This window comes from Solidesulfovibrio sp., assembly GCF_029978005.1.
GTDB lineage: Bacteria > Desulfobacterota > Desulfovibrionia > Desulfovibrionales > Desulfovibrionaceae > Solidesulfovibrio.
Genome location: NZ_JARKOZ010000134.1, coordinates 1 through 26156, shown reverse-complemented (window position 1 = coordinate 26156; position 26156 = coordinate 1). Strand labels below are relative to the sequence as shown.

The 26156-nt window shown below is 66.8% G+C and carries 17 protein-coding genes and 1 tRNA gene; 6 read left to right on the top strand and 12 right to left on the bottom strand.

What is annotated here, in order from left to right; all coding sequences use genetic code 11:
* Positions 1–96: 96 nt before the first annotated feature.
* From ldhH to Q1K70_RS15065, 10 genes are all read right to left on the bottom strand, one after another.
* Positions 97–2253 (bottom strand): L-lactate dehydrogenase (quinone) large subunit LdhH, encoded by a 2157-nt coding sequence (gene ldhH / locus Q1K70_RS15110; protein ID WP_300161200.1) that lies wholly within the window; start codon positions 2251–2253, stop codon positions 97–99.
* Complete coding sequence (locus tag Q1K70_RS15105) at positions 2254–2880, bottom strand: LUD domain-containing protein (RefSeq protein ID WP_300161198.1); 627 nt, start codon at positions 2878–2880, stop codon at positions 2254–2256.
* 79 nt (positions 2881–2959) lie between these two features.
* The gene (locus tag Q1K70_RS15100; RefSeq protein WP_300161197.1) at positions 2960–4594 is read right to left on the bottom strand and encodes a lactate permease LctP family transporter; all 1635 of its coding nucleotides are present in this window, start codon (positions 4592–4594) and stop codon (positions 2960–2962) included.
* Between the two features lie 141 nt (positions 4595–4735).
* Positions 4736–5800, bottom strand: a complete 1065-nt coding sequence (locus Q1K70_RS15095; protein WP_300161194.1) for a DRTGG domain-containing protein — start codon at positions 5798–5800, stop codon at positions 4736–4738.
* Positions 5801–5821: 21 nt separating this feature from the next.
* Positions 5822–7933 (bottom strand): acetate--CoA ligase, encoded by a 2112-nt coding sequence (locus Q1K70_RS15090; RefSeq protein WP_300161192.1) that lies wholly within the window; start codon positions 7931–7933, stop codon positions 5822–5824.
* A gap of 36 nt (positions 7934–7969) precedes the next feature.
* A complete protein-coding gene (locus Q1K70_RS15085) occupies positions 7970–9271 on the bottom strand; it encodes a (Fe-S)-binding protein (RefSeq protein ID WP_300161190.1) in 1302 nt (433 codons plus the stop codon).
* Position 9272: 1 nt separating this feature from the next.
* Positions 9273–10652 (bottom strand): FAD-linked oxidase C-terminal domain-containing protein, encoded by a 1380-nt coding sequence (locus Q1K70_RS15080; RefSeq protein ID WP_300161188.1) that lies wholly within the window; start codon positions 10650–10652, stop codon positions 9273–9275.
* Positions 10653–10670: 18 nt separating this feature from the next.
* Positions 10671–14312, bottom strand: coding sequence for a pyruvate:ferredoxin (flavodoxin) oxidoreductase (gene nifJ, locus Q1K70_RS15075; RefSeq protein WP_300161186.1), 3642 nt, complete (start codon positions 14310–14312; stop codon positions 10671–10673).
* Positions 14313–14899: 587 nt separating this feature from the next.
* Positions 14900–16321: a sigma-54 dependent transcriptional regulator gene (locus tag Q1K70_RS15070; RefSeq protein WP_300161184.1), complete on the bottom strand. Its 1422-nt coding sequence runs from the start codon at positions 16319–16321 to the stop codon at positions 14900–14902.
* Positions 16318–19728: a PAS domain S-box protein gene (locus tag Q1K70_RS15065; RefSeq protein ID WP_300161182.1), complete on the bottom strand. Its 3411-nt coding sequence runs from the start codon at positions 19726–19728 to the stop codon at positions 16318–16320. Before Q1K70_RS15065 ends, Q1K70_RS15070 begins: the two co-directional genes overlap by 4 nt.
* 303 nt (positions 19729–20031) lie before the next feature.
* On the opposite strand from Q1K70_RS15065, the gene Q1K70_RS15060 reads away from it, so the two are divergent.
* From Q1K70_RS15060 to Q1K70_RS15050, 3 genes are read left to right on the top strand one after another with little or no spacing between them, the layout of a single operon-like run.
* A complete protein-coding gene (locus tag Q1K70_RS15060) occupies positions 20032–20439 on the top strand; it encodes a bacteriohemerythrin (RefSeq protein WP_300161180.1) in 408 nt (135 codons plus the stop codon).
* Between the two features lie 12 nt (positions 20440–20451).
* A complete protein-coding gene (locus tag Q1K70_RS15055) occupies positions 20452–20790 on the top strand; it encodes a hypothetical protein (protein ID WP_300161179.1) in 339 nt (112 codons plus the stop codon).
* Positions 20787–21968 (top strand): methyl-accepting chemotaxis protein, encoded by a 1182-nt coding sequence (locus tag Q1K70_RS15050; RefSeq protein ID WP_300161177.1) that lies wholly within the window; start codon positions 20787–20789, stop codon positions 21966–21968. The genes Q1K70_RS15055 and Q1K70_RS15050 overlap by 4 nt, the downstream gene beginning before the upstream one ends.
* A 53-nt stretch (positions 21969–22021) precedes the next feature.
* Here the strand turns inward: Q1K70_RS15050 and Q1K70_RS15045 are convergent.
* Both Q1K70_RS15045 and Q1K70_RS15040 read right to left on the bottom strand, forming a co-directional pair.
* Positions 22022–22115: transfer RNA gene (locus tag Q1K70_RS15045), tRNA-Sec, on the bottom strand.
* Positions 22116–22223: 108 nt separating this feature from the next.
* Entirely contained in the window at positions 22224–22685 is a 462-nt protein-coding gene (locus Q1K70_RS15040; RefSeq protein ID WP_300161175.1) for a response regulator, read from the bottom strand.
* 36 nt (positions 22686–22721) lie between these two features.
* On the opposite strand from Q1K70_RS15040, the gene Q1K70_RS15035 reads away from it, so the two are divergent.
* The 3 genes from Q1K70_RS15035 to Q1K70_RS15025 form a co-directional block, all read left to right on the top strand.
* Positions 22722–24575 (top strand): alkaline phosphatase family protein, encoded by a 1854-nt coding sequence (locus tag Q1K70_RS15035; protein WP_300161173.1) that lies wholly within the window; start codon positions 22722–22724, stop codon positions 24573–24575.
* Positions 24576–24639: 64 nt separating this feature from the next.
* On the top strand, positions 24640–25119 hold the full coding sequence (locus tag Q1K70_RS15030) for a MarR family transcriptional regulator (protein WP_300161171.1): 480 nt from the start codon (positions 24640–24642) through the stop codon (positions 25117–25119).
* Between the two features lie 111 nt (positions 25120–25230).
* The coding region (locus Q1K70_RS15025) for an MFS transporter (protein ID WP_300161169.1) at positions 25231–26156 on the top strand (926 nt) is incomplete at its 3' end.

Sequence of the window (26156 nt, the reverse complement as noted above, 5' to 3'; positions counted from 1 at the left end):
TGGGGACAAGGGCCGCACAAGGGCGGCCCATGAAAAAATGGAAAGGCCGCGACCGAAGCCGCGGCCTTTGCCAATGCGTGATCGGCCGACGCGGGCCTAGCCGCGCTTCAGTCGCGCCGCCAGGTATTCGGCCACGTGGCGGACCTCGAAGGTCGTGCCCTCATGCTCGAAGCCGCCGCGGATCTGCATGATGCAGCCCGGGCAGTCCGTGGCCATGGCCGTGGCACCGGTGGCCTTGAGGTTGTTGATCTTCTTGTGCAAGAGCTCCTTGGACAACTCCGGGAACTTGACCGAGAAGGTGCCGCCGAAGCCGCAGCACACGTCCTCTTCCGCAGCCGGCAGGTAGTTGAGCCCGGCGTCGCGCAAAAGCTCGCGCGGGGCCTCGGTCACGCCCAATCCCCGGCACAGGTGGCAGGGCGCGTGGTAGGTGACGTCCTTGGACGGCCCGGTGAAGGCTTCCTGGTCCATGCCCAGCACGTCATGGACGAAGGAGCTGAAGTCCATGACCCGGTGGGCGAACTGGGCCGCCTTGTAGGCCATGGCCGGATCGTCCGCGAACAGCCGCTGGTAGCCGTGCTTGAGATAGGAGGCGCAGGAGGCGCACAGGGTGACGATGTAGTCGAACCCGGCGGCGTCGATGGCGTTCATGTTGTGGGCGGCCAGCTCCCGGCCGGCCTTTTTCTCGCCCATCATCATGAGCGGCAACCCGCAGCAGGACTGGCCCATGGGGTATTCCATGGCCACGCCGGGCTTGCTCGCGATGACGGCCACGGCCGCCTCCATCTGCTCGGGGTAGACGAAGTCCTGCACGCAGCCCGAGAACAGCGCCACCTTGATGTCGGCCTTGGCCACGCGCGGCCGGATCTTTTCCCAGCGGTCGCGGAAGGCCTCGTCGGCGATGGCGGGCAAGGCGCGGAAGTCGTGGTCCTTGAACAGGAACATGGGCAGGTGGCGCAGGTAGCCGCCGCCGGCCACGGGCTTCTGCATGACCCGGGCGGACTTGAGCATGGTGTGGAAGAGCGTGCGGTTTTTGAGCACCATGCCGGCGGCCGAGGAATACAGCGGATGGCCTTCCTCGTCCTGGATGCGGGCATGGACCTCCTTGATCATGGTCGGCAGGTCGATGCCGGCGGCGCACACGGCCTTGCAGGCGCCGCAGTTGAGGCAGTTCTGCACCAGGTTTTTCGCCTTGTCCCGGCCGTGGAAGAAGTAGGTGGCGACCAGGCCGATGGCCCCGATGTAGACGTGACCGTACTTGTGGCCGCCGACCAGGCGGTAGATGGGGCAGACGTTGGCGCAGGCGCCGCAGCGGATGCAGCGCAGGGCCTGCTTGAACAGCGGATCCTTGGCCATGGCCAGGCGACCGTTGTCCACGAAGACCACGTGATGGACCTTCTTGCCCTCCGGACCGACGGCGCAGGGCACCGCGCCGGTGATCCAGGTGACGTAGGAAGTCAGGTTCTGGCCTGTGGCGTTTTTGGGCAGGCACTTGATGATGCGAAGGGCATCGTGGAGCGTGGGGGCGAGTTTGTCGATGCCGGCCAGGGCCACGTGGACGCGGGGCAGGGTGGTGGTCAGGCGGCCGTTGCCCTCGTTGGTGATGATGCCGATGCTGCCCGTGGCGGCGATGGCGAAGTTGGCCCCGGAGATGCCCATGTCGGCCTGGCAGTATTTCGGCCGCAGCTCGCGCCGGGCGACTTTCACGAGCTTTTGGATGTCCACGTCCTGCTTCTTCCGGGTGACTTCGGTGAAGAGGTCGGCCACCTGGTAGCGGGAGAGGTGGATGGCCGGCATGACCATGTGGGTGGGGCCTTCGTGGCGCAGCTGGATGATCCATTCGCCGAGGTCGGTTTCCGTGACCTCGAGCCCTTGCGCCTCGAGGTGGTCGTTGAGGTGCGTTTCCTCGGCGGTCATGGACTTGGATTTGACGATGGTCCTGACCCCGTTCTCCTTGGCGATGGCGGCGATGATCTCGTTGGCCTCGCGGGCGGTGGCGGCCAGGTGGACCTTGGTGCCGGCTGCTTCGGCGTGGCGCTTGAACTCCTCGTAGAGCTCCATCAGATGGTCCACGGCTTCGTCCTTGGCCACGGCGATCTCGTTGATGAGCTCCGGGGCGTCGATGCCGGCGAAGGCGTTGGCCCGGGACGTGCGGTAGGCCACGGCGAACTTGTCCAGGGCCTCCCGCTGAAATTCGTTCTCCAGCGCCTCGCGCAGCTGCTTGCGGTATTCGCTCAGGTTGGCGGCGTCTTGCATCTACTTGCCCTCCAGAATGAGGATGTGCATCTCCAGGGGCCCGTGCACGCCAAGCGCCAGCACGCGTTCGATGTCGGCGGTGCGGCTAGGACCGGTGATGAAGGCGGTGTAGTTCGGCTCGCCCATCCAGGAGACGAGCGTGGGCTCGAAATCATAGGAGTCGGCCACGATGGCGCTCTCGGGCAACAGGGCGATGTGCGTCTCGGCGATCATGGTGGCCAGGCGGACTTCCTCGTCGGTGGAGCGCACGACCACGGTACCGGTTTCGGCGATGCCCGCCGCGGCCATGGTCACGGCGATGTCGATGCCGCCGAGGCGGCCGCGCATGCCCTTGGTGATGACGGCGATGCCGCGCTCCTGGCACAAGGCGGTCAGCTTGGCCACGTCCTCCTCGGGCAGGTCCGGAGCGCAGACGATCTTTTGCTGTTTCGTTTCGCAAAGCGCCTCGGCCGTGTCCGACAGGGGGGCGTCGCAGCCCGAGGCCAGGATCTGACAGGCTTCCTTGTTGGCGCACACGTCGGCCACGTAGGCGATGGCTTCGTCCATGGAAGCGACGGAGGCGACCACAGCCGAAACGAGGCCGGCCTTCTCCTTGAGGCGGTCGACCAGGGCGGGGGGAGTCGACATGGGGATCTCCTTGTGATGCGGGAACGGCCCGGCCGGCGCGGGATGCGCCGGGCCGGGCCGTTCGACTCGGAGTGAGGGGCTAAGGCAGCATCCACTTCAGGGCGTAGGCCTGAAGCAGGGTCAGCACGGCCACGAAGCAGAGCATGGCCAGGGAGTGGGGCAGGGTGAAGCGGAAGATGTCGCCTTCCTTGCCCACCATGTTGGAAGCGGCGGTGGCCACGGAGATGGACTGGGGCGAGATCATCTTGCCGGTGACGCCGCCCGAGGAGTTGGCGGCCACGCACAGCTCGGGGCTGACGCCGATCTGCTGGGCGGTGGTCTTTTGCAGGGAGCCGAACAGGGCGTTGGACGAGGTGTCGGAACCGGTCAGGAACACGCCGAGCCAGCCGAGGATCGGGGCGAAGAACGGGAACAGCGCGCCCGTGGCCGTGAAGGCCAGGCCCATGGACGAGCTCATGCCGGAGTAGTTCATGATGTAGGCCAGGCCCAGGATCATGGCGATGGTGGCGATGGGCCAGCGCAGCTGCTTGATGGTACGGAACAGGCAGGGAATGGCCTTGTCGTAGCCGTACTTGGGCATGAACAGGACGGAAAGCAGGCCGGCGATCAGGATGGCCGTACCCGGAGTGGACAGGAAGTTGAACTTGAACTGCGCGGCGTAGGGGGTGTCCTTGGCCACGATGGGAGCGGTCTTGACGACCAGGTTGTGCAGGCCCGGCCAGTCGAGGCTCGGGGCGAAAATGGCGTTGAGGACGTTCTGGATGGGCTTGATGCCCCACAGAAAGACCATGATGGCCAGGATGATGTAGGGCATCCAGGCGCGCAGGATCTCGCCGCCGGAGAACTCCGACTCGACGACGCGCTGGGACGCGGGCGGCTCGTCCGGGAAGTGCCAGATGTTCTTGGGCTTCCAGACCTTGAGGAAGGCGCCCAGGCCGATGATGGTCACGACGGCCGAAATGATGTCGGGCAGGTAGGGGCCGACGTAGTTCGATACCAGGAACTGGGAGCCGGCGAAGCAGACGCCGGCGATGATGACGGCCGGCAGGACCTCCATGGTGCGCTTGAAGCCGCACATGGTCACCGACAGCCACAGGGGCACGATGACGGATAAAAACGGCAGCTGGCGGCCGCAGATGGCGCTGATCTTCATCATGTCGAGGCCGCTGACCTGGGCGGCGACGACGATGGGGATGCCGATGGCGCCGAAGGCCACCGGCGCGGTGTTGGCGATGAGGCAGATGCCCGAGGCGTACAGGGGGTTGAATCCGAGGCCCACCAGCATGGCGGCGGTGATGGCCACGGGCGTGCCGAAGCCGGCGGTGCCTTCGATGAAGGAGCCGAACGCGAAGGCGATGAAGATCGCCTGGAGCCGGCGGTCGTCGGTGATCTGGGCCAGGGAGTTCTTGATGATGTTGAACTCGCCGGACTCGACGGTCATGTTGTACACCCAGATGGCCGTGATGACGATCCAGACGATGGGAAACAGGCCGATGAACGCGCCGTAGACCGTGGCGTCAAGAGCGAGGCCCACGGGCATGCCCCAGGCCACGATGGCCAGGATGACGGCCGCCAGGGTGGCGGCGAAGGCGGCCTTGTGGCCTGCCATGCGTTTGACGGCCAGCATGTAGAACAGCATGTACAGGGGGATTCCCGCCACGAGGGCGGAAAGCCCATAGCTTCCAAGCGGTTGGTACTGTTGGACCCACGACATGTTGTATGCTCCTTTTGGTTGATATTCGCCCGGCCCTCCCGAGCCCGTCGCCAAAAGGGCTCGGGACAAGGCCGAAACCGCCTGTCGGCTGCGCCGGCGGCCCGGGGTGCGCGGAGACGGGCGCGCCCCGGGCCTTCGGCGCTAGATTCCCAGATTCTTCTTGAGCGCGGCCATGTTCACGGCCTGCTGCACGAGCTTGGCTCCGTGCTCGATGCGCGAGCGGTCGCGCAGCTTCTCGCGCGTGAGCATGAGCTCCATCTTCTTGGCCACGGAGAAGGTGTCGTCGCGCACCACGATGACCGGAATGCCCTTGTCCTCGGCCTTGGCCAGGATGATGTCGTTGGGGTAGAGGTTGCCGGTCAGGATCAGGGCCGCGCAGCCGCCTTCCAGGGCCACCAGCTGCAGGTCGGCGCGGTCGCCGCCGCACAGGATGGCCACGTCCTTGTGCCGCTTGAAGAAGGTGACGAAGTTCTCCACCTGCATGGTGCCGATGAGGAAGTTGACCACCAGGCTGTCGGTGCGTCCGCCGGAGGTGATGAGCCGCCCGCCCAGGCCGTTGGCCAGGTCGCCGGCCCGCACGGCGAACATGATGGGGTCGTGGGGGATGATGCCGAGCACGTCCACGCCGCGGCGTTTGAGGAAGGGCACGATGAGCGTCTCAGCCTCTTCGCGGAAGTGCTCGGGCACGTCGTTGAGGATGACGCCGGCCAGATCGTCGCCGAGCGCCTCCTTGGCCGCGGCCAGGTAGTCGTAGTTGTAGTCCTGGAGGTAGCGGTCGACGAGCACGACCTTGGTGCCCAGGGCCTGGGCCACGGCCACGCCGTCCACGCCGCAGTATTTGCCGGAGTACAGGAAGCTGCCCGAGCCGCCGACCAGCATGAGGTCCTTGCCGGTCGAGAGCTTCTTGTAGCTGTCCACGATGCCGGGCAGCAGGTTGGCGCAATCTTCCAGGAAGGCGCGCATGCGGAAGTCGCGGGTGATGACCACGGGAGTGACCAGCGAGGGCGTTTCGGAGAGCCCCAGGGCCTGCTGCATGAAGTGGGCGTCCTCGTCGCCGATCTGGTTCTCCACCTTGTGGGGCACCGCGCCGATGGGCTTCATGTAGCCCACGCGCAGGCCCTCGCGCTGGAACTGCTGCCCGAGCGCCAGGGTGACGAGGTTTTTGCCGGAATATCCTTGGGTGGACCCGATGTAGAGACCGATCATGGATTGTTCCTCCTGGGGTTCTTATTGGGCGCTCAAGGTGATGCGCACGTCGGCCACCACGGCCTTCTCGGCGTTGACGAGCACGGGGTTGAACTCCGCCTCCTGGATCTCGGGGAAATCCAGGGAGAGTTCGGACATGGTGAGCAGGATGTCTTCTATGGCCTGGAAGTTGACCGGCGGTTCGCCGCGCACTCCCTTGAGCAGCATGTAGGACTTGATCTCACGGATGATGTTCTTCGCGTCGTCGCGCCCGAGCGGGGCCAGGCGGAAGGCGATGTCTTTGAGGATCTCCACGTAGATGCCGCCCAGGCCGAACATCAGGAGCGGGCCGAACTGGTCGTCGCGCTTGAACCCGATGATGATCTCCTTGCAGCCCTTGGGAGCCATCTCCTGGACCAGGCAGCCGGCGATGTAGGCTTCGGGGCGCAGGCGCTGGGCCCGGGCCGTGATGTCGAAGAAGGCGTTTTTCACAGCCTCGGCGTCGGCCAGGTTCACCTTGACGCCGCCGACGTCCGACTTGTGGGAGATCTGCGGCGAGGCGATTTTCAGCACCACCGGGTAGCCGATCTTCTCCGCCCCGGCCACGGCCTCGTCCGAGGAGCGGGCCAGGACCGTGTTGGGCGTCGGCAGGTTGTAGGCGCGCAGCACTTCCTGGGCCTGGAACTCCACCACCTCGGTCGCGCCCTTGGCCCGGGCCTCGTTGATGACGAGCCTGGCCTTCTGGCGGTTGCGACGGATCTCCGGGTACTCCTGGGCCGGGGTCTGCCGCCACAGGTAGTAGTTGTACATGGTCTCGATGCTCTGGATCAGCGGCTCGGGGTAGATGGAGCAGGGGATGCCGGCCTCGGCCAGCATCTTGACGCCGGGCTTGGTGCGCAGGCCGCCCATGTAGTTGACGAAGATGGGCTTTTTGGTGGTCTTGGCCACGTCGATGATGGCTTCGGCCGTTTCGATGATCTCGGCCGAGGCGGTCGGGGTCAGCAGAATCAGGATGGAATGGACCTGCGGGTCGTCCACCACCACTTCCAGGGTCTTGCGGTAGCGCTCGGCCGGGGCGTCGCCGATGAGGTCGATGGGGTTGTAGAGCGACGCGTAGGGCGGCAGGAATTCCTTGAGGCGGTCAATGGTGCTGTTGGACAGGCGCGCCATGTGCAGCAGCGGCGACTTCTCGGTGGCGTCGGCAGCGAGGATGCCGGGGCCGCCGGAGTTGGTCACCACGCAAAGGCCCGGGCCTTCGGGCAGGGGCTGGGTGGAGAAGGCCTGGGCCAAGTCGAAGAGCGTGCCCATGTCGCCCGCCCGGATGATGCCGGTCTTGCGAAAGGCGGCGGTGTAGGCGGCGTCGGAGCCGGCGATGGCGCCGGTGTGGGACGAGGCCGCCTTGGCGCCGGCGGCGGTGGTGCCGGACTTGATGATGACGACCGGCTTTTCGCGGGTGACCTTGGCCGCCTGCTCGATGAAGTCCGGGCCGTTGGCCACGTTTTCGATGTAGCCGAGGATGACGGACGTATTGGGGTCGGTGCGCAGGCATTCGAGCATGTGGGCTTCGTTGATCACGGCCTTGTTGCCGAGCGAGATGAACTTGGAAAAGCCCACGTTCTCACCGAGCGCCCAGTCGAGGATGGCCGTGCACAGCGCGCCGGACTGGGAGAAGACGGCGATGGAGCCCGCCACGGGATAGCCGGCGGCGAAGGAGGCGGTGTTGTTGTCCTGGGTGCGGAGGAGACCCAGGCAGTTGGGGCCGACCATGGCGATGTCGTTTTGGGTGCAGATCTCGATGAGCTTCTGCTCCAGGGCATAGCCTTCCTTGCCGACTTCCTTGAAGCCGGCGGTGATGATGATGGCGGCCTTGACCTTGCGCAACGCCAGGGCTTCCATGGAAGGCACGACGGCGGCCACGGGCACCACGATGACGGCCAGGTCGAGGCCTTCGGGCAGGTCCTCGATGCGCTTGGTCACGGGCAGGCCCAGGATCTCGTCGGCCTTGGGGTTCACGGGGATGAGCTTCCCTTCGTACCCAGCCTCCAGCATGTTGTGCACCACCGTATGGCCGACCTTGCCCGGCGCGGCGGAGGCGCCGATGACGGCTACGGTTTTGGGCGCGAATAGCGCCTGGATGTTGTCTTTAAAACTCATTAGGCTACCTCGCTCGCCTTTGTTGGTGCGACCGGGCTAGCGCCCGGCCAGTGTCTCCGCGTAAATCTCCACCGGATGCCGTATGGCCAGCCTGTCGCCGGCCTGGGACAGCATGTCCCCGATCTGCAGCATGCAGGCCGGACAGCTCGTGGCCACGACGGAGGCTCCCGTGGCGACGATGTTGTCCCGCTTGCGCTTGCCGATGCGCTTGGAGAGGTCGTAATGCTGTAGGGTGAAGCTTCCGCCGGAACCGCAGCACGAGTCCGCGCCCTCCATCTCCACGAGACGGAAGCGCGGGTTGGCCGCGAGCAAGGCCCGGGGCTCGGCGGAGACGCCCAGGGATTTCTTCAGGTGGCAGGGATCGTGGTAGGTGACGGCGATGTCCCCGCCGCCGGCGGCCAGGCCGTCGGTCACCTTGAGGTCCTGGACCAGGAAGGCGCTCACGTCCTTGACCTTGGGCGCGAGCTCCCGGATCTTGAACCGGACCGACTCGGGCAGGCCTTCGGCCATGAGCGGCCAGATCTTCTTGATGGTCGAGGTGCAGGTGGCGCAGGGCGTGACCAGCACGTCGAAGTCCTGATCGCCGAAGAGCTTCATGTTGGCGGCGACCAGAGTCTCGAAGGTGTCGCGGTCCCCCGAGGACAGGGCGGGGATGCCGCAGCAGGCCTGTCCGTGGGGCATGTACACGCCCACGCCGTGGTGGTCGCAGACCTTGAGCACGGCCTCGCCGATGCGCGGGAACATCTTGTCCACCACGCAGCCGTAGAAGAAGGCGACCTTGAGGCCCGACGGCCCGCGGGGGGTGTCGCGCTCGGCCTGGGTCGCGTGCAGGGGCGTGCCGGCCAGGGGGGCGAAGTGCCGCCCTTCCAGCAGGTTGGAGAACACACGGGCGCAAGACGAACCCACCATGTCGTTGACCGGGCGGGTGAAGATGCCCTGGAACTTGGCCGCGATGGACATGACGGAGTCGAACAGCCGGGGATTTTTCAGCAGTCCCCGGAAGATCGCCCGCTTGACCGGCGGCAGTCCGTAGTAGCCCGTGAGGAAGGCCCGGGCCTTGAGGAAGATGTCCAGGGCCTTGACGCCGCTCGGGCAGTTGGCCTGGCAGGAGCCGCACAGCAGGCAGGCGTCCAGGCGTTCCTTGACCCCGGCCGGGTCCTTGATGACCTCGTCGGCCAGGCATTCGAGCAGGGCGATCTTGCCCCGGGCCACATGGCCCTCGAGTCCCGTCTCCCCGTAGAGGGGGCACACGGCCTGGCACATGCCGCAGCGCATGCAGGCCACAAGCTGGTCGTCGATCTGCTTGAGCAGGCCGACCAGTTCACGCATCTCGCTCATGTCACTCCCCCGTGATCTTGCCGGGATTGAGGATTCCCTTGGGATCCAGGGCCTTTTTCAGCTTCCTGGCGTAGAGGATGGAGCCCATGCCCACTTCCTTGGCCATGTACTTGGACTTGGCCGTGCCGATGCCGTGCTCGCCGGAGAGCGTGCCGCCAAGGCCCAGGGCCACGTCGAAGATCTCGTCGATGGCCGCCTCGACGCGCTTGAACTCCTCGTGGTCGCGCTTGTCCGTGAGGATGGTCGGATGCAGGTTGCCGTCGCCGGCGTGGCCGAAGGTGCCGATGGTAAGCCGGTACTTGGCCGCGATCTTCTCCAGGGCCCCGACCATGGCCGGGATCTGGGAGCGGGGGACCGTCGCGTCCTCGAGCACCGTGGTCGGGCGCACCCGGGCCAGGGCGGACAGGGCCGCCCGGCGGGCCTCCCAGACCTTGTTGCGCTCGGCCGCGTCCTTGGCCACGTGGATGCGGGTCGCGCCCACGCGCTTGCAAATGGCCTCGACCTCGGCGGCTTCCTCCTCGACCTGGGCCGGGTGTCCGTCCACCTCGATGAGCAGCAGCGCCTTGGCGTCGGTGGGCAGCCCCGCGTGGGCGAAGTCCTCCACGGTCTTGATGGTGAAGTCGTCCATGTATTCCAGGGTGGCCGGCACGATCTTGGCGGCGATGATGGCGGCCACGGTCTCCGACGCCTTGAGCAGGTCGTCGAAGATGGCCATCATGGCCTTGCTGGCCTTGGGCGGCGGCACGAGTTTGAGGATGATCTCGTTGAACACCCCGAGCGTGCCTTCGGAGCCGACCATGAGGCCGTGCAGGTTCATGCCGGTGACGCACTTGACGGTGCGGGAGCCGGTTTTGACGAGCTCCCCGTCCACGTCATAGAGGCTCATGCCCATGACGTAGTCCTTGGTGACGCCGTACTTGAGGCCGCGCAGCCCGCCGGCGTTCTCGGCCACGTTGCCGCCGATGGTGGACACGGCCTGGCTGCCCGGATCGGGCGGATAGAACAGGCCGCGCTTGGCCACCTCGGCCGCGAACTTGGCCGTGACCACGCCGGTCTGGACCACGGCGTACATATCGGCCTCGTTGATCTCGACGATCTTGTTGAGCGCCCCGGTCAGGGCCACCACCCCCCCGGGAGAGGGGATGGTGCCGCCGGAGAGGTTGGTGCCCGAGCCGCGCACGGTCAGCGGCAGGCCGAGCTCGTTGCAGGCGGCAACCACCCGTCCCAGAGCCTCGGGCGTCTCGGGACGCACGGCCAGGGCCGGGAGCTTGGGGGGCAGGACGGCCGCATCGTAGGCGTAGCTGTGGCGGTCCACCTCGCTGGCCAGGACGTTTTCCTTGCCGACGATTTCCTCGAACTTCTGGGACAGGTGGTTATCCATGTTCGTTCTCGCTTTTGCTTATTTGCCGGCGCGGCCTTCGTCGCAGGGTTCGCCGGTTTGGGGACGGGCATGCTCGGCGGTTTCCGCGGTGGCGCAGAAGGCCGGGTCGTCGGAAGCGCCGGCAGCACCGGCTCCGGCCGGGCCGTCGAAGACAGGCATGGCGGCCAGGTATTCAAGCTCCTTGTAGCGTTCCTTGTAGGCCGCTTCCATGGAGGCGCGGTAACGCTTGGACATGTCGGGATGCATCTTCTCCAGGGCGGCGTAGCGGACTTCGCCGGACAGGAAGCCCTGGAAGTCGCCGGCCGGGGCCTTGGAGTCGATGACCAGCGGGTTCTTGCCTTCGGCCTTGAGGTCGGGGTTGAAGCGGAACAGCGGCCAGTAGCCGGTTTCCACGGCCAGCTTGGCCTCTTCCATGGATTTGCCCATGCCCTTGCGGATGCCCTGGTTGATGCAGGGGGCATAGGCGATGACGATGGAGGGCCCCTTGTGGGCCTCGGCCTCGAGGAAGGCCTTGAGCGCCTGGTTCTTGTCCGCGCCCATGGCGATGGAGGCCACGTAGACGTAGCCATAGGTCATGGCCATGCGGGCCAGGTCCTTTTTCCCGGTGACCTTGCCGGCGGCGGCGAACTTGGCGATGGCGCCGAGCGGGGTGGCCTTGGAGGCCTGGCCGCCGGTGTTGGAGTAGACTTCGGTGTCCATGACCAGGATGTTGACGTCCTCGCCCGAGGCGATGACGTGGTCGAGGCCGCCGTAGCCGATGTCGTAAGCCCAGCCGTCGCCGCCGAAGATCCACACGGACTTCTTCGTGAAGATGTCGGCGTCGGCGGCGATGGCCGCCTGGGCGGCGTCGCCCTTGTCCAGCAGGGCCTTCATCCGGTCGCCGTAAAGGCGCGATCCGGCCGCGTCGTCCTTTTTCTCCAGCCAGCCGGCCAGGGCGGCGCGCAGCTCGTCGGAAAGCGAGCCCTCAAGGGCGGCGGCCACCTTGTCGGCCAGCTTGTCCCGGCGCTGCTTGAGCGCCATGTTGTAGCCGAAGCCGAACTCGGCCGCGTCCTCGAAGAGCGAATTGTTCCAGGCCGGGCCGTGGCCGTCGGCGTTTTGGGCATAGGGCGAGGTGGGCGCGGAGCCGCCCCAGATGGAGGAGCAGCCCGTGGCGTTGGCCACCATCATGCGTTCGCCGAAGAGCTGGGTGAGGAGCTTGACGTAAGGCGTTTCGCCGCAACCGGCGCAAGCGCCCGAGAACTCGAGCAGCGGCTGGTAGAACTGGCTGCCCTTGAGGTTCTCGCGCTTGACCAGGGAGCCCTTGTTGACCAGGCCCATGGCGAAGCCGTGGTTTTCGACCTGCACGGCCATTTCCTCTTCCAGGGGCTTCATGACCAGGGCTTTCTGCTTGGCCGGGCAGACGTCGGCGCAGGAGCCGCAGCCCATGCAGTCCATGGGGAAGACCTGCATGCGGTACGAAAGGCCCTTGAGCTCCTTGCCGGTGGCCGGCAGGGTCTCGTAGCCGGCCGGGGCCCCCGCCATCTCGGCCTCGTCGGCCAGGAAGGGCCGGATGGTGGCGTGGGGGCAGACGTAGGAGCACTGGTTGCACTGGATGCAGTTTTCCTTGATCCAGTGGGGGATGTTGATCGCCACGCCGCGCTTTTCGTAGCGGGAGGTGGCGGCCGGGAAGGATCCGTTCTCGGCGAAGGCGGACACCGGCTGCTCGTCGCCCTTCTGGGCCAGGATGGGCCGGATGACCTTGTTGAAGTACTCGGGCTCGTCCGGGGCGGCCTCGGCGGCGTCGGCGGCGCTGGCCCAGGCGGCCGGGACCTTGATCTCGACCAGGCCGTCCATGGCCATGTCCACGGCGTCGACGTTCATCTTGACGATCTTCTCGCCCTTGTTGCCGTAGGTCTTCTTGATGGAGTCCTTGAGCAGGCCGATGGCCTGTTCGATGGGCAGCACGCCGGCCAGCTTGAAGAAGGCGGTCTGCATGACCATGTTGATGCGCGCGCCAAGCCCGGTCTTGGCGCCGATGGCCACGGCGTCGATGTTGTAGACCTTGAGCTTCTTGTCGGCGATGGTGCGCAGCATGTGGCCGGGCAGGTTGGCTTCCAGGTCTTCGGCGGTGTTCCAGGAGGAGTTGAGCACGAAGGTGCCGCCGTCCTTGATGCCTTCCAGGATGTCGTAGATGTGCACGTAGCTCGGCTTGTGGCAGGCGACGTAGTCCGCGGCGTCGACCAGGTAGGTGGACTGGATGGGCTTTTTGCCGAAGCGCAGGTGGGAGACGGTGATGCCGCCGGATTTTTTCGAATCGTAGGCGAAGTAGCCCTGGGCGTAGAGGTCGGTGTTGTCGCCGATGATCTTGATGGCCGACTTGTTGGCGCCGACGGTGCCGTCGGAGCCGAAGCCCCAGAACTTGCACTGCACGGTGCCTTCGGGAACCGTGGGCAGCGGGCCGCCCATGGGCAGGGAGGAGCCGGACACGTCGTCGTTGATGCCGACCACGAAGTGGCGCTTGGGCGCGGCCGCGGCCATGTTGTCGAAGACGGACTTGGCCATGCCGGGGCGGAATTCCTTGGAGCCCAGGCCATAGCGGCCGCTCATGAGCTTGGGAATCGCGCCGCCGCGCTCGATGAACGCCGCGCACACGTCCTGGTAGAGCGGATCGCCCAGACTCCCCGGCTCCTTGGTGCGGTCGAGCACGGTGACCACTTCGGCCGAGGCGGGCAGGACCTTGAACAGGGCGTCGGGGGCGAAGGGCCTAAACAGGCGCACCTTGACCAGACCGACCTTCTCGCCCTTGGCGTTTAAGTAGTTGACCACTTCCTCCACGGTCTCGCACGAGGAGCCCATGGACACGACCACGCGGTCGGCGTCGGGCGCGCCCACGTAGTCGAAGAGCTTGTAGGGGCGGCCGGTCAGGGCGCCGACCTTGTCCATCATGGCCGAGACGATGCCCGGCAGGACCTGGTAGTAGGGGTTGGCGCGCTCGCGGCCCTGGAAGAAGATGTCCGGGTTCTGGGCGGTGCCGCGCATGTCCGGATGCTCGGGGTTCATGGCCTTGGCGCGGAAGGCGGCGATCTTCTCGTAATTGACCAGTCCCTTGATGTCCTCGTAGTCGATGACCTCGATTTTCTGGATCTCGTGGGAGGTGCGGAAGCCGTCGAAGAAGTGGACGAAGGGCACGCTGCTCTCGATGGCCGACAGGTGGGCGACGAGCGCCAGATCCATGCACTCCTGGACCGAGGCCGAGGCCAGCTGGGCGAAGCCGGCGGAACGGGCGGCCATGACGTCGGAGTGGTCGCCGAAGATCGACAGGGCGTGGGTGGCCACGGCCCGGGCCGACACGTGGAAGACGGCCGGCAGGAGTTCGCCGGCGATCTTGAACATGTTGGGGATCATGAGCAACAGGCCCTGGGAGGCGGTGAACGTGGTGGTCAGCGCCCCGGCGGCCAACGAGCCGTGGACCGCGCCGGCGGCTCCGGCCTCGGACTGCATCTCGCGGATGGTCACGGTCTGGCCGAAGATGTTTTTCAGCCCTTTGGCCGCCCACTCGTCCGCGATCTCGCCCATGGTGGACGATGGGGTGATGGGATAGATGGCCGCCGTATCGCTCAGGGCGTAGGCGATATGAGTGGTGGCGGTATTGCCGTCCATGCTTTTCATCTTCTTGGCCATGCTCGCGTCTCCTTGAAGTTGTCGTTCGACCGAACAGAAGGAAGGCCGGGGTCGACGTTTCCTTCATAGGCAATCCTCGTGCCACATGTAAAAAGGCAAAAAGACTTCGGTGCGTTGTCGATCAGAGGCCCATGCCTGGCTTCCGGACGCAGGGGGCCTATCCGATTTTCCAGATGCCGCCTGGCAGGCTAATACCGCGAAATTACACACATCGCAAAGGGATTCTCCCTTTTTGGGCCTGTCCGGTTTTTCAGACCGACAACGCATGTCCGAAAAACCAGACGAACCCGGCACGGTCCGGACCGGAGTGAGGGTCTCCGCAATGTTGCCACAATCAACAGATGATAGCACGGAAAAAACAGGCCGCAGGATTCGTTCTAAAAGACGCAAGGGCAGGTCGTCGAGGACTAAAAATGCGTCTGGCGTAAATCGTCTGACCGCAACGGCGAACGGCAAGGGATCAGGAAAGAAGATATTTCAGAATGCTAATGGGCTGTGGGTCCTGGAAGATCATGGTGGCATAAAATGTGAATGTTTTCACAATCAAGAATGCCCTTTTCACGCCATGGCGGCGTTCCCCACCGCGCTCAGTCCGGAATGCCCAGGTCGTATTTCTTGAGCAGGGCGTAGAAGTGGGAGCGCGACAGCCCCGAGGCGTCCACCATGGCGGCCACGTCGCGGCCGTTGGCCGCCAGGAGCTCCTCCAGGTAACGCCGCTCCATGGCTTCCTTGAATTCCTTGAGGGTGCGCCCGGCCGCGGGCAGCGGCGCGGCCGGGGACGGAAGGGGGGACGCGGCCGGGGCGGGCCGGTCCGCGAAGTGCAGCCCCCGCTCCAGGGTGGACTTGGTCACCTTGATGCGCAGGTCCTGGGGCAGGTGCATGCTGTAGAGGGTCTTCTCGCGGCCCGAGGCCAGGCAGGCCCGCTCCAGGACGCTGCGCAGCTCGCGCACGTTGCCCGGCCAGTCGTGGGCCTCCAGGGTAGCCAGGAATTCCGCCTCGAAGCCCTTGGGCGGCAGGCCGTATTCGGCGCACAGGGCGTCCACCACGGCCAGGGTGAGGGGCTTGATGTCCTCGGGCCGCTCGCGCAGGGGCGGCAGGCGCAGCACGATGGTCTTGAGCCGGAAATAGAGATCGCGCCGGAACTGGCCGGTCTCGACCATGGCCTCGAGGTCCCGGTTGGTGGCGGCGATGAGCCGGAAGTCGCTCTTGCTCTCGGCCACGGCCCCCACCGAGCGGAAGGTCTTCTCGTGGAGCACGCGCAGGAAGGTCTTTTGCAGGGACAGCGGCATCTCGCCCACCTCGTCGAGGAACAGCGTGCCGCCGTTGGCCAGCTGCACCAACCCCACCCGGTCGGCCGTGGCCCCGGTGAAGGCCCCTTTCTTGTGGCCAAAGAGCGTGCTTTCGACCAGGGACTCGGTCAGGGCGGCGCAGTCCACGGTGACGAAGGGGGCCTTGGACCGGGCGCTGTTGGCGTGGATGAGGCGGGAGAAGAGCTCCTTGCCCGTGCCGGTCTCCCCGGTGACCAGGACGGCGGCGCTGGACCAGGCGGCGTGGGCGACCTGGTCCAGGCAGGGCTGCATGCGGGGGCTCACGGTCACGCAGCCGGCAAGGGACAGCGACACCGGGGCCCGGTCGCAGCGCTTCTCCTCCCGGTAGCGCAGGGCGCGCTTGAGGGTGAGCATCATCTGCTTGATGGGCGAGGGCTTGACCAGATAGTCCCACACCCCCTCCTGGATGGCCAGTTCCGCCCCGTCCGGGTCGCCGACGCCGGTGAGGATGATGACCTCCGGGGCTTCGGGCAGCCGTTTGATGTCGGACAGGGCGGCCAGGCCGTTGCCGTCCGGCAGGCGCACGTCCAGGAAGAGCACGTCGAAGCTCTCGCGCGACAGCAGGTCCAGGCCGGCCGTGAGGGTGCCGGCGGCTTCGCTGGTCAGGCGCATCTTGCGGGTGAGACTGGCGATGGTTTCGCGGACTTCGGGGTCGTCGTCGATGATGCAGACGGATTTCATGCGGCTTTGGTTTGCGGCTTGGCGTCGAGCACCTCGCGGATGGCCGCGGAGATGATCGCCTGGTTGTAGGGCTTGAGCACGATCTTCTTGATGTTGCCGGCCATCTTCCGGTCCTCGATGTCGCCCAGGCGGCCGGAGACCAGGATCACGGGCAGGGACGGGGCCAGGGCGGCGATCCTGCCGGCCAGCTCCAGGCCGTTTACGTCCGGCATGTCGTAGTCCGTGATGCACACGTCGAAGGCGGCCGGGTCCGCGGCCAGCCGGGCCAGGGCGGCCGCGCCGCCGCCGAAGGCCGAGACCTCGTGGCCGAGCTGGGCCAGCACGCGCGGAATGGTCAGGAGTTGGTCCTCGTCGTCCTCGACGAAAAGGATGCGGTCCCGGCCGCGGTTGGGGGCCGGGGCAGGGGGCAGGGCCGGGGTCTCGGTTTCCGTGAGAAGCGGCAGGAAGACGTCGAAGCGCGTGCCGCTCCCCGGCTGGCTGACCACCCGGACCGCGCCGCGATGCCCCTTGACGATGCCGCGCACCACGGCCAGCCCCAGGCCCGTGCCCTCGCCCTTCTGCTTGGTGGTGAAGAAGGGGTCGAAGATCTTGTCCTGGATCTCGGGGGGAATGCCCGGGCCGGTGTCGGCGATGGAGATGCGGGCGTGGCGACCGGCGCGCACGCCGACCTGGCCGGCCAGGGTCTCGTCCAGATCGTCCTCGGCCAGGGTCAGGCTGAGCGCGCCGCCGCTTTCGCGCATGGCCTGGAAGGCGTTGGTGCCGAGGTTCATGACGATCTGGTGGAGCTGGGTCGGGTCGGCCCGGCAGGGCACGGGATGATCGGGCAGGTTCAGCACGATCTTGATGTTGCGCGGCATGGACGCCTTGATGAGCCCGGCCGCCTCGCCCACCACGTCCACCACGTTGATGGCCGCGAACCCGGCCTGGGACGGCCTGGTGAAGGAGAGGATCTGCTTGACCAGGCGGCTGCCGCGAAGGCCGGCCTTGAGCACCCGGCGCAGGTCGTCCTCCATGGAGGCGTCCTGGGGCAGGTCCATCAGCGCCAGCTCGGCGGAATTGATGATCGAGGTGAGGATGTTGTTGAAGTCGTGGGCGATGCCGCCGGCCAGGGTGCCGATGGCCTCCATCTTCTGGGACTGCAGCAGCTGACGCTCCAGGCTCACCTTCTGGGTCACGTCCTCGGCCGTGGAGAGCACGCCCACCACCGCGCCCCGGTCGTCGTGCAGGGGGACTTTCTTGATCTCCAGGAGCACGTCGGCCCCCCGGACGTTGCGGGCGGCCAGCTCGCCGGCCACGGTGCGGTTGTTGCGCATCACGTCGATGTCGGTCGCCCGCACGGCGTCCATGTCCTCGCGCCTCAGCGGCAGGGCGAAGTCGTCGCGGCCCATGAGCTCCCCCAGGTCGGCGAAGCCGAAGAACTCGATGAAGGCCCGGTTGGCCCCGATGTAGCGCAGGGCCTTGTCCTTCCAGGACACGAGCTGGGGGATGTTGTCGAGGACCAGGCGCAGCATCTCCTGGGACTCGCGCAGCGCCCGCTCGGCCTCGTGGCGCATGGTCACGTCCTCGACCACGCCCTCGACGTAGGCGAGGTAGCCGCCGGCGTCGGCCACCAGGCGCATGTTGACGTTGACGGTGATGATCCTGGCGTCGGGCCGCACGAAGCGGGTCTCGAACTTGACCGTGGCGTTCTCGTCCTCCACCGAGGCGAGCAGGGCCTCGAAGCGTTCGTTGCCGGAGAAAAGCACCTCCACCAGGTCGCCGCGCCGGGCGGCCAGTTCGTCCAGGTCGCGCACGCCGAGCATGTTGAGCAGGGCCGGGTTGACGTCCACGGTCTGGCCGTCCGGAGTCATGCGGAAGATGCCGAGCGCCGAGTTCTCGAAGATGCCCCGGTATTTCTCCTCGGCCTCGCGCAGCTGCTCGGCGGCGTGGCGCAGTTCGGAAATGTCGTAGAGCACGCCGACGAGCCCGGCGATCTCGCCCTTGGCGTTGGCGTAGACGGCCCGGTGCAGGATGACCGAGCGCGGCTCCTCGTCGGCGGTCATGATGGTGGCCTCCCCCACGCGCACGCCGGGTTCGCGCAACAGCAGGCTGTCCCCGGCGTCGAGGTAGCGCGAAAGCGGCGCCTCGCCGACCCCGGCGCAGGCCTCGGACCGGGAGGTCTCGCCGGACAGGCCGCACCAGGAGCGGAAGGCCGGATTGCAGCCCTTGTAGGACCCGGTCCCGTCCTTGAAGTAGAGGGGAATGGGGATGGTGCTGACCAGCGTCTCCATGAAGGAGAGCTGATCCTTGATGGTTTCCTCCACACGACGTCGCCGCAGGATGTTGGTCACCAGCAGGACCATGACGTAGCACAGCACGATGACGCTGATGATCACCGTCCAGAAGACGGCGATGTTGATGTGGTAGAACGGGTAGGGCTCGTTGATCAGGCTGAAGTTGGAAGGCAGCTTGTCGGTGGTGATGTCCAGGCGCAACATTTCCCTGTAGTCGAAGACGTAGGCGTCGTCGGTGCGCGTGACCACGGGCAGCTCGGACAGGGGCACGCCGTGCAGGAGCTTGTCGGCCATTTCGGCCGTGAGCCGACCTTCCTCGAAGCCGCTGTGGAGCTTGCCGCCGACGATGCCGTGGCCGAGCATGAAGCGCCAGGCGCTGTAGATGGGCACGTCGGAATTGCCCCGGATGGCCGCGAGCACCTCGTTGACCGAATAGACGTCCTTTTCCGTGTCCTTGTAGAAAGGGATGAGGAAGATCATGGCGTCGGCGGGCAGGTCGTGCACGGCGTCGAGGATCTGCGACAGGCTCAGGTTGTCCAGGTACTCGAAGGCCAGGCGGCCGGCGAAGTACGGCTCCACGGCGCGCAACTGGTTGCCGATGGCCACGCCGGTCACGGAAGTGTCGCCGAAGACGACCAGGCGGCGGCGGTCGGGATGGAAGCGCAAGGCCAGCTCCAGGGTCTCGCGGATGTCGGGCTCCTCGAGCACGCCCGTGAAGTTGGGATGGCCGTCGAGCCACTCCGGATGGAAGTCGTTGACCCCGCAAAAGACCAGCGGCGTGCCGGGAAAGAGCTCGTCCTGGTATTCCCGCAGGAAGTCGAAGGCGTAGTTGTCCGAGGCCAGGATCACCTCGAAACGGGTGTTGCGGTACTTGAGCTTGTAGAAATCGTGGAGCATGCCGCGCAGCACCGGGTCGGCGTACTTCTTCGAGTCCATGTACTCGATCTGCAGGTCCACGTTGAAGTCGGAGTGGGAAAACGCCTCCCGGATGCCGGCGAGTATCTCGTCGGACCACTGGTAGCCGTTCTGGTAGGAATTGAAATAAAGAACGTTTTTCCGGAGCTTTTCGGCCATGGCCGATCCCGGCCACAGACAGGCCAGGAGGAGAAGGCAGGGAAGGATCCGTCGGGCCATGGCTGCTCGCGGCAAAAGGTGCGCGGCGCGAAAAGCGCCGGTCGTTTCGGGCAATGTCGTCACGACCGCCCCATTAGTCAAGGGACCGTTGCGGCCAAGCCGCTCCTGGCCGCAACCGGTCTTGCCGAAAGCCCGGGCCGTCGGGAAGTTTGAAAATTTTATGCCTTTGTTATTAGCATGTTAACGATTGGCGACGCATTCACTTCTTGTCGGGTTCGTTTATATAGGATAAAAATAGTTTAATTAATCCTATATTCCGGCTTGGCCGGATCCCGGCCAGGCCGACAAACCTGGAGGTACGTCATGGCTTTGCTCGCATGGAGTGACCGCCTTTCAGTGAACATCGCCGAGATCGACAACCAGCACCACAAGCTCGTGGACATGGTCAACGAGCTGCACGACGCCATGAAGTCCGGCAAGGCCGAGACCGTGCTCATGCGCATCGTCAAGGAACTCAAGCAGTACGCGGCCACGCATTTCGCCCTCGAGGAAAAGTACATGAAGGGCAACAATTATCCGGAATACCAGATCCACAAGACCGAGCATGACAAGTTCGTGGCCAAGGTGGTGCAGGTCGAAAGCGACTGCAACAAGGGCAAGTGCGCCATGTCCATGGACATCCTGAGCTTCCTCTCGGGCTGGCTGGTCAACCACATCAAAGGCACGGACAAGAAGTACGGTCCCTTCCTCAACAACTGCGGCATTCATTAAGAACGAACCGGCATGAAACCGAAACCGAGCGCGACGTGTCTGACCCTGGTTTCCCTGGGGCTGGCCCTGGCCGCCGGCGGCGTCGTCCTGTGGGACGCCGGTTGGCGCACGGCGACTCTGGCTCTGGTCATCCTGTGCGCGGCCTTCCAGACGGCGGCCTTCGCCGCGCACAGGATGGAGAAAACGGCCCTCGTGCGCGAGCTGCGCTCCCTGCTGCCCGGGGAGCCGCCGAAGGGCGAGGCCGATTCTCCGGATCGTCTGCTGGGGCTCGTGGGCCGGCACGTGCGCGCCGTGGGCGAGGCGCGGGCAGGGCGCTGGAGCTTCTGGCGCGCCTGCCCTGCGCCTGCATGACCGTGGTCTGTCCCGGGCGGGCCGACTGGTGCAACGCGGCCATGGACGCGTTCCTTGGCGACCTGGGCCTGGCGGCCGGAACCGACGACGCCCTGGAGGCCCTGTGCACCCATTCCAGCGCCGGCAGTTGGGAGAACCTGCGCGACGGCCGGCTCGGGGGCGACTGCCTGGGCCTGACCGGCCCTGACGGCGCGCGGCTCCTGGCCCGGGTCGCGGTGGTGCGGCTGCCCTGGGAGGAGGATTGCTGGCTGTGCGTGTTCGAGGACGTGACCGGGCCGCGGCGTGAAGCCGAACGCCTGGCCTCGGGACAGGCCGCCGCCCGCGCCGTCAACGACCGGCTCGTGGCCGAGGCGGCCGTCCTGGCGGGGCTGGCCCGGGAGGTCGGAGCGGCCGTCGAATCCCTGGCCGCTTCCATGGACGTGTCCAGGGAGCAGTCCGGGCAGGTGGCACAGGCCATGCAAGAGATGACCGACAACGTGCGGGTGGTGGCCACCATGGCGGCCGAAACGGCCCAGGCGGCCACGGCCGCCGAAACGCAGGCCCGGGAGGGTCTGGACGTCGTCCGGGACACGGCGGCGGTCTCCCGCCGGGTGGCCGCGTCCTACGACGACCTGCAAGCCATCCTGTCCAGGCTCGTGGCCCGGGCCGGGGCCATCGGCGACGTGGCCGGGCTTATCACGGACATCGCCGACCAGACCAACATGCTGGCGCTCAACGCCGCCATCGAGGCGGCCCGCTCCGGCGAGGCCGGCCGGGGTTTCGCCGTGGTGGCCGACGAGGTCCGAAAGCTTGCCGCCAATACCCTGGCCGCCACGACCGAGGTGCGCGAGGCGGCCAGGTCCGTCACCGCCTGTTCCGAGCAGGCCCTGGCGGCCATGGCCGCCACCGGCGGCGACATCCACGCTTCGTGCGGCCTGGTGGAGTCCGTGGCGGAGAAGTTCACGGCCATCGCTGCGGCCATGGAGAGCGCCTCGCGGGCCGTGGACGAGATCGCCCGTCGGGCCGAAAAACACTGTGCCACGGGGTTCGAGCTCAACATGTGCGCCATGGACGTGACCGAACGCGCCGAGGATATGGGCGGACAGGCCCGGCAGGCCTGCCGGGAGATCGGACGCTTGGTGGTCACGGCGGGCGAGGCGCGCCGGCACGCGCCCGGGGATTCGGCGGCGGCCGCCTAGGCCGTCGGCCATGCGCCGGGCGGCAGCGGGACAGTGGTGGGAAACTTCAATGATGGCGGAAGCGTATAGGAGTCGAACCTACCTGCGACCTCTCGACCGCACACTGGATTTGAAGTCCAGGCGCCACACCGGTGACGAAACGCTTCCGTCCAACTGTGCATGATAGTTGGTTTTGGGCTTCGGATCAAGCTGTTCGGCCAAAGCCGGTCACGGTTGGCCTTTCAAGGCGCGATCGCAGGCTTTGCCCCGGCGTCTTCACAGGGACACGGGCGCTTGCGCCGTTCGTCTCCCCGCGGTCGCCCGGACGATGACGGCCCTGAGCTCCTCCAAGCCGATGGGCTTGGCGATGTAGTCGTCCATGCCCGCGGCGAGGAATTTCTCCCTGTCCCCATTCATGGCGAAGGCCGTCACGGCGATGATCGGAGTGGCGGCCGCCGCCGCATATCCCGGCGACGTCCGGATGATCCGCGCCACCTCCAGGCCGTCCATGCCGGGCATGAGGACGTCGAGCAGGATGCAGTCGAAACGCCGCCTGGCCAGCAAATCGAGGGCTTCCCGTCCGCGCCCAGAAGCTGGCGCGGCACGCCGGGGTCGATGAGCCAGACCTGCCGCCCGGGCCCGTGTCGTGCCCGCCGCGAAACGCGCCCTCGCGACGAGAGCGGGCCGACTGGGCAGGCAACGGGTTTCATGGTATCCCGGCAGCACGATCAGAAGCATGTCCGTGACACCGCAACCGAGGGGAAAGACCCGCTCATGAGCATTCCGCGAATCGTGCGCAAGGCCGTGGTGCTCGGCATCGACGGCCTCGACCCGGGCCTTTGCCGGGCCATGATGGCCAGGGGCCGGCTGCCGCATCTGGCCAGGCTCGCCGCACAAGGCGTCTTCGCCGCCCTGCACACGTCCAACCCGGCCCAAAGCCCGGTGGCCTGGACCTGCCTGGCCACGGGCGGCAACCCCGGCCGCCACGGCGTCTACGACTTCATCGTGCGCGACGCCGGTTCCTACCTGCCCCGGCTGTCCCTGACCCGACCCGGGCCCGGGGGGCCGGCCGGCCCGCCCGCCCCGGCCTACGATGCGACCACCTTTTTCGACGTGGCCGCCCGGGCCGGCCTGCCGGTGACGGCCGTGCGCTGGCCCGTGACCTACCCGCCGGCCTTCGCCGGGGCGACGATCCTCTCCGGCCTCGGCGCGCCGGACGTGAAGGGCCGCCTCGGCAATTACGTGAACTACGTGGAGCAGGCCCCGGACGCCGTCGGCGGGCGCGGCCGGTTCGAGACGCTCCGCTTCGTAGACGGCCGGGCCGAGGCGGCCGTGGAAGGCCCCATGACCATGGCTGCCGGCAAGCGCGCCCCGGCCCGGTGCCGGTTGGCGCTCACGCGCCGCGACGGTCGGCTCGACTACGCCTGCGACAGGGTCTCCGGGACGCTCTCGCCGGGCGACTGGTCTCCCTATGTGCGGCTCTCCTTCGATCTTGGCGACGGCCGGACCGCGACCGGGCTCACCCGCCTGTTCCTGCTGCGCCTCGATCCCCTGTCCCTCTACCTCGGCCCGGTCCAGGTCGATCCCGAGGCCCCGTGCCTGCCCGTGGCCGCGCCCCAGGGCTACGCCGCAGAACTGGCGAAGGCCCTGGGCGGCCCCTACAGCACCCTCGGCATGCCCGAGGAGACCAAGGGGCTCACCGACGGCGTGGTGTCGGACGAGGCCTTCCTCTCTTTTTGCGACGACGTGACCCGCGAGCGCGAGGCCATGCTCGCCCACGAGCTCGGCCGGTTCAAGGAGGGGCTTCTCTCCGTGGTCTTCGACACCTCGGACCGCATCCAGCACTGCTTCTGGCGGCTGCACGACCCGGCCCATCCCCTCCACGACCCGGCGCTGGCCCGGCGGCTCGGGTCCGTGGTCGAGGACCACATGGCCCGCATGGACATGGCCGTGGGGCTGGCCATGGAGGCGGCCGGGGAGGACACGGCCCTTTTCGTCTGCTCCGACCACGGGTTTTGCTCCTACACCCGCTCGGTCAACCTCAACGCCTGGCTGATCCGGGCCGGCTACATGAAGCTCGCGCCCCACGATCCGGCCGACGCCGGGGAGCTCTTCAAGCACGTGGACTGGTCGGGCACCAGGGCCTACGCCCTGGGCTTCGGCTCCATCTACTGCAACATCGCCGGCCGGGAACGCCATGGCGTGGTGCCGGACGGCGCGCCGGCCCGGGATCTGGCCGGGGAAATCGCCGCGCGCCTTCGCTCTCTCGACGACGCGGGCGCTTCGGTGGTCGCCGCCGTGCACGGCCGGGAGACGCTCTACGACGGGCCGCACCTTGGCCAGGCCCCGGACCTGGTGGTGGGGCTTCGCCCGCCGTACCGGGTGGCCTGGACCTCGGCCATCGGTGGCGCGGACGGGGAGGCGCTCACCGACAACCGTCAGAAATGGTCCGGCGACCACTGCGTGGACGCGTCCTTCGTGCCGGGGACGCTGGTTTCCAATCTGCCCTTGGTCGCGCCCGGGGAAGGGGCGGCCCAAACGCGGCTGGCCGCCACGGTCTGCGCCGCCCTGGGGCTTGCTCCCGCTCCCGGGATGGAGCCGGGATTGCCGCGAAAAGAGGGGGAATGACGGCCTTGACCTTTCGGGCGAAGGGGCTATACTTTCAAAAACTAACTATTAGAAGGGGGCCGCTATGGCTGACTTACTGGATGCCTGCGCCCGCGAACTGCTGGATGTCATGCCGCTGGTCATGCAGGATCTGCGGCGGACCATGCGCAGCCACACCGCGCCGGACCTACGCGTTCCCGAACTCCGGACCCTGGCTTTTTTGCGCAACAACCCCGGCTCCAACCTCACCGATCTGGCGGAGTACATCGGCGTCTCCCTGCCTTCCATGTCCAAGCTGGTGGACGCCCTGACGTTTCGCGGCTTTATCGACCGCAAGCCCGATCCCGCCGATCGCCGCCGGGTGCGCCTTTTCCTGACCGAGGAGGGAAGGACCGTGCTCATGAAGGCACGTGAGGCGGTCAAGGCCAATTTCTCCGCCAAACTGGCCCGGCTCGATGCCGAGGAACTGGCCAAGGTGACCACGGGCCTTGGGCTCCTGCGCGGCCTGTTCGCGGCAGCCGCTCCCCAGGACGCCTCGGCCCCGCGCGAGGCCGCCAGGGTCTGAGGGTCGGGCCGCCCGACGGCCGCCGCCGTCGCGGCCTTCCGTTTTCGCATGCCGCCTCGGGACGCAAGGCTTTGGCGTTCGCCCGTTTCCGGCAAAGGATGCTATTTTCCCATGGCGCAGCATACCACGGGCGCGTGGCGCGCAGGGTTGGGCCCGCGTTCGCGGCAGTCCCTCTCCCTGCTTGTCCGGTCATTCAAGCACCGTAATTTCAGACTTTTTTTTACAGGCCAGTTCATTTCCCTCATCGGCACCTGGATGCAGTCCGTGGCCGTGTCCTGGCTGGTCTACCGGCTCACGGGCTCGGCCATGGCCCTGGGGGCCGTCGGGTTCGTCACCCACCTGCCGGTCTTCGTGTTGGGGCTATGGGGCGGGTTCCTGGCCGACCGCCGCGACAAGCGGATGCTGCTGGTCGTCACCCAGGTCGCGGCTATGGCGCAGGCCCTGGCGCTGGCCATCCTGACCCTGAGCGGCGCGGCCACGGTCTGGCTGGTCGGCGGGCTGGCCATGGTTCTCGGCGTGGTCAACGCCGTGGACATGCCCACGCGCCAGGCCTTCGTGGTGGAGATGGTGGGCAAGGAGGACCTGCACAACGCCATCGCGCTCAATTCCTCCATGTTCAACAGTGCCCGGGTGCTGGGGCCGGCCCTGGCCGGGGTGCTCGTGGCCATCATGGGCGAGGGCTGGTGCTTCATGCTCAACGCCGTAAGCTACCTGGCCGTCATCGCCAGCCTGCTCCTCATGCGCCTGCCCGTTCAGACGGCACGGCCGGCCAAGGAGCCCATGGGGGCGCACATCGCCGCCGGCCTGCGCCATGCCTGGAGCGACAGATCCATGCGAGCCATCCTGGCCGGCCTTTGCCTGACGAGCCTTTTCGGTGCATCGTTCATGATCCTTTGGCCGGTGATGGTGGACGCCGTGCTGGGGCACGGGGCCCAGGGCCTGGGCTTCGTCACGGCGGGCACGGGTCTTGGCAGCGTGGCCGCCGCCCTGACCCTGGCCATCCGAAGGGAGAGCCGGGGGCTTTGGCGCGTGCGCGT

Excerpts from the sequence above, each read along its gene's own strand:
- Q1K70_RS15050 (WP_300161177.1), top strand. The coding sequence starts at position 20,787 with ATGACCGTGGTCTGTCCCGGGCGGGCCGACTGGTGCAACGCGGCCATG.
- Q1K70_RS15105 (WP_300161198.1), bottom strand. The coding sequence starts at position 2,880 with ATGTCGACTCCCCCCGCCCTGGTCGACCGCCTCAAGGAGAAGGCCGGC.
- Q1K70_RS15090 (WP_300161192.1), bottom strand. The coding sequence starts at position 7,933 with ATGAGTTTTAAAGACAACATCCAGGCGCTATTCGCGCCCAAAACCGTA.
- Q1K70_RS15030 (WP_300161171.1), top strand. The coding sequence starts at position 24,640 with ATGGCTGACTTACTGGATGCCTGCGCCCGCGAACTGCTGGATGTCATG.
- Q1K70_RS15035 (WP_300161173.1), top strand. The coding sequence starts at position 22,722 with ATGAGCATTCCGCGAATCGTGCGCAAGGCCGTGGTGCTCGGCATCGAC.
- Q1K70_RS15060 (WP_300161180.1), top strand. The coding sequence starts at position 20,032 with ATGGCTTTGCTCGCATGGAGTGACCGCCTTTCAGTGAACATCGCCGAG.
- Q1K70_RS15095 (WP_300161194.1), bottom strand. The coding sequence starts at position 5,800 with ATGATCGGTCTCTACATCGGGTCCACCCAAGGATATTCCGGCAAAAAC.
- nifJ (WP_300161186.1), bottom strand. The coding sequence starts at position 14,312 with ATGGCCAAGAAGATGAAAAGCATGGACGGCAATACCGCCACCACTCAT.
- Q1K70_RS15070 (WP_300161184.1), bottom strand. The coding sequence starts at position 16,321 with ATGAAATCCGTCTGCATCATCGACGACGACCCCGAAGTCCGCGAAACC.
- Q1K70_RS15055 (WP_300161179.1), top strand. The coding sequence starts at position 20,452 with ATGAAACCGAAACCGAGCGCGACGTGTCTGACCCTGGTTTCCCTGGGG.
- Q1K70_RS15100 (WP_300161197.1), bottom strand. The coding sequence starts at position 4,594 with ATGTCGTGGGTCCAACAGTACCAACCGCTTGGAAGCTATGGGCTTTCC.
- Q1K70_RS15040 (WP_300161175.1), bottom strand. The coding sequence starts at position 22,685 with ATGCTTCTGATCGTGCTGCCGGGATACCATGAAACCCGTTGCCTGCCC.
- Q1K70_RS15065 (WP_300161182.1), bottom strand. The coding sequence starts at position 19,728 with ATGGCCCGACGGATCCTTCCCTGCCTTCTCCTCCTGGCCTGTCTGTGG.
- Q1K70_RS15085 (WP_300161190.1), bottom strand. The coding sequence starts at position 9,271 with ATGAGCGAGATGCGTGAACTGGTCGGCCTGCTCAAGCAGATCGACGAC.
- ldhH (WP_300161200.1), bottom strand. The coding sequence starts at position 2,253 with ATGCAAGACGCCGCCAACCTGAGCGAATACCGCAAGCAGCTGCGCGAG.
- Q1K70_RS15080 (WP_300161188.1), bottom strand. The coding sequence starts at position 10,652 with ATGGATAACCACCTGTCCCAGAAGTTCGAGGAAATCGTCGGCAAGGAA.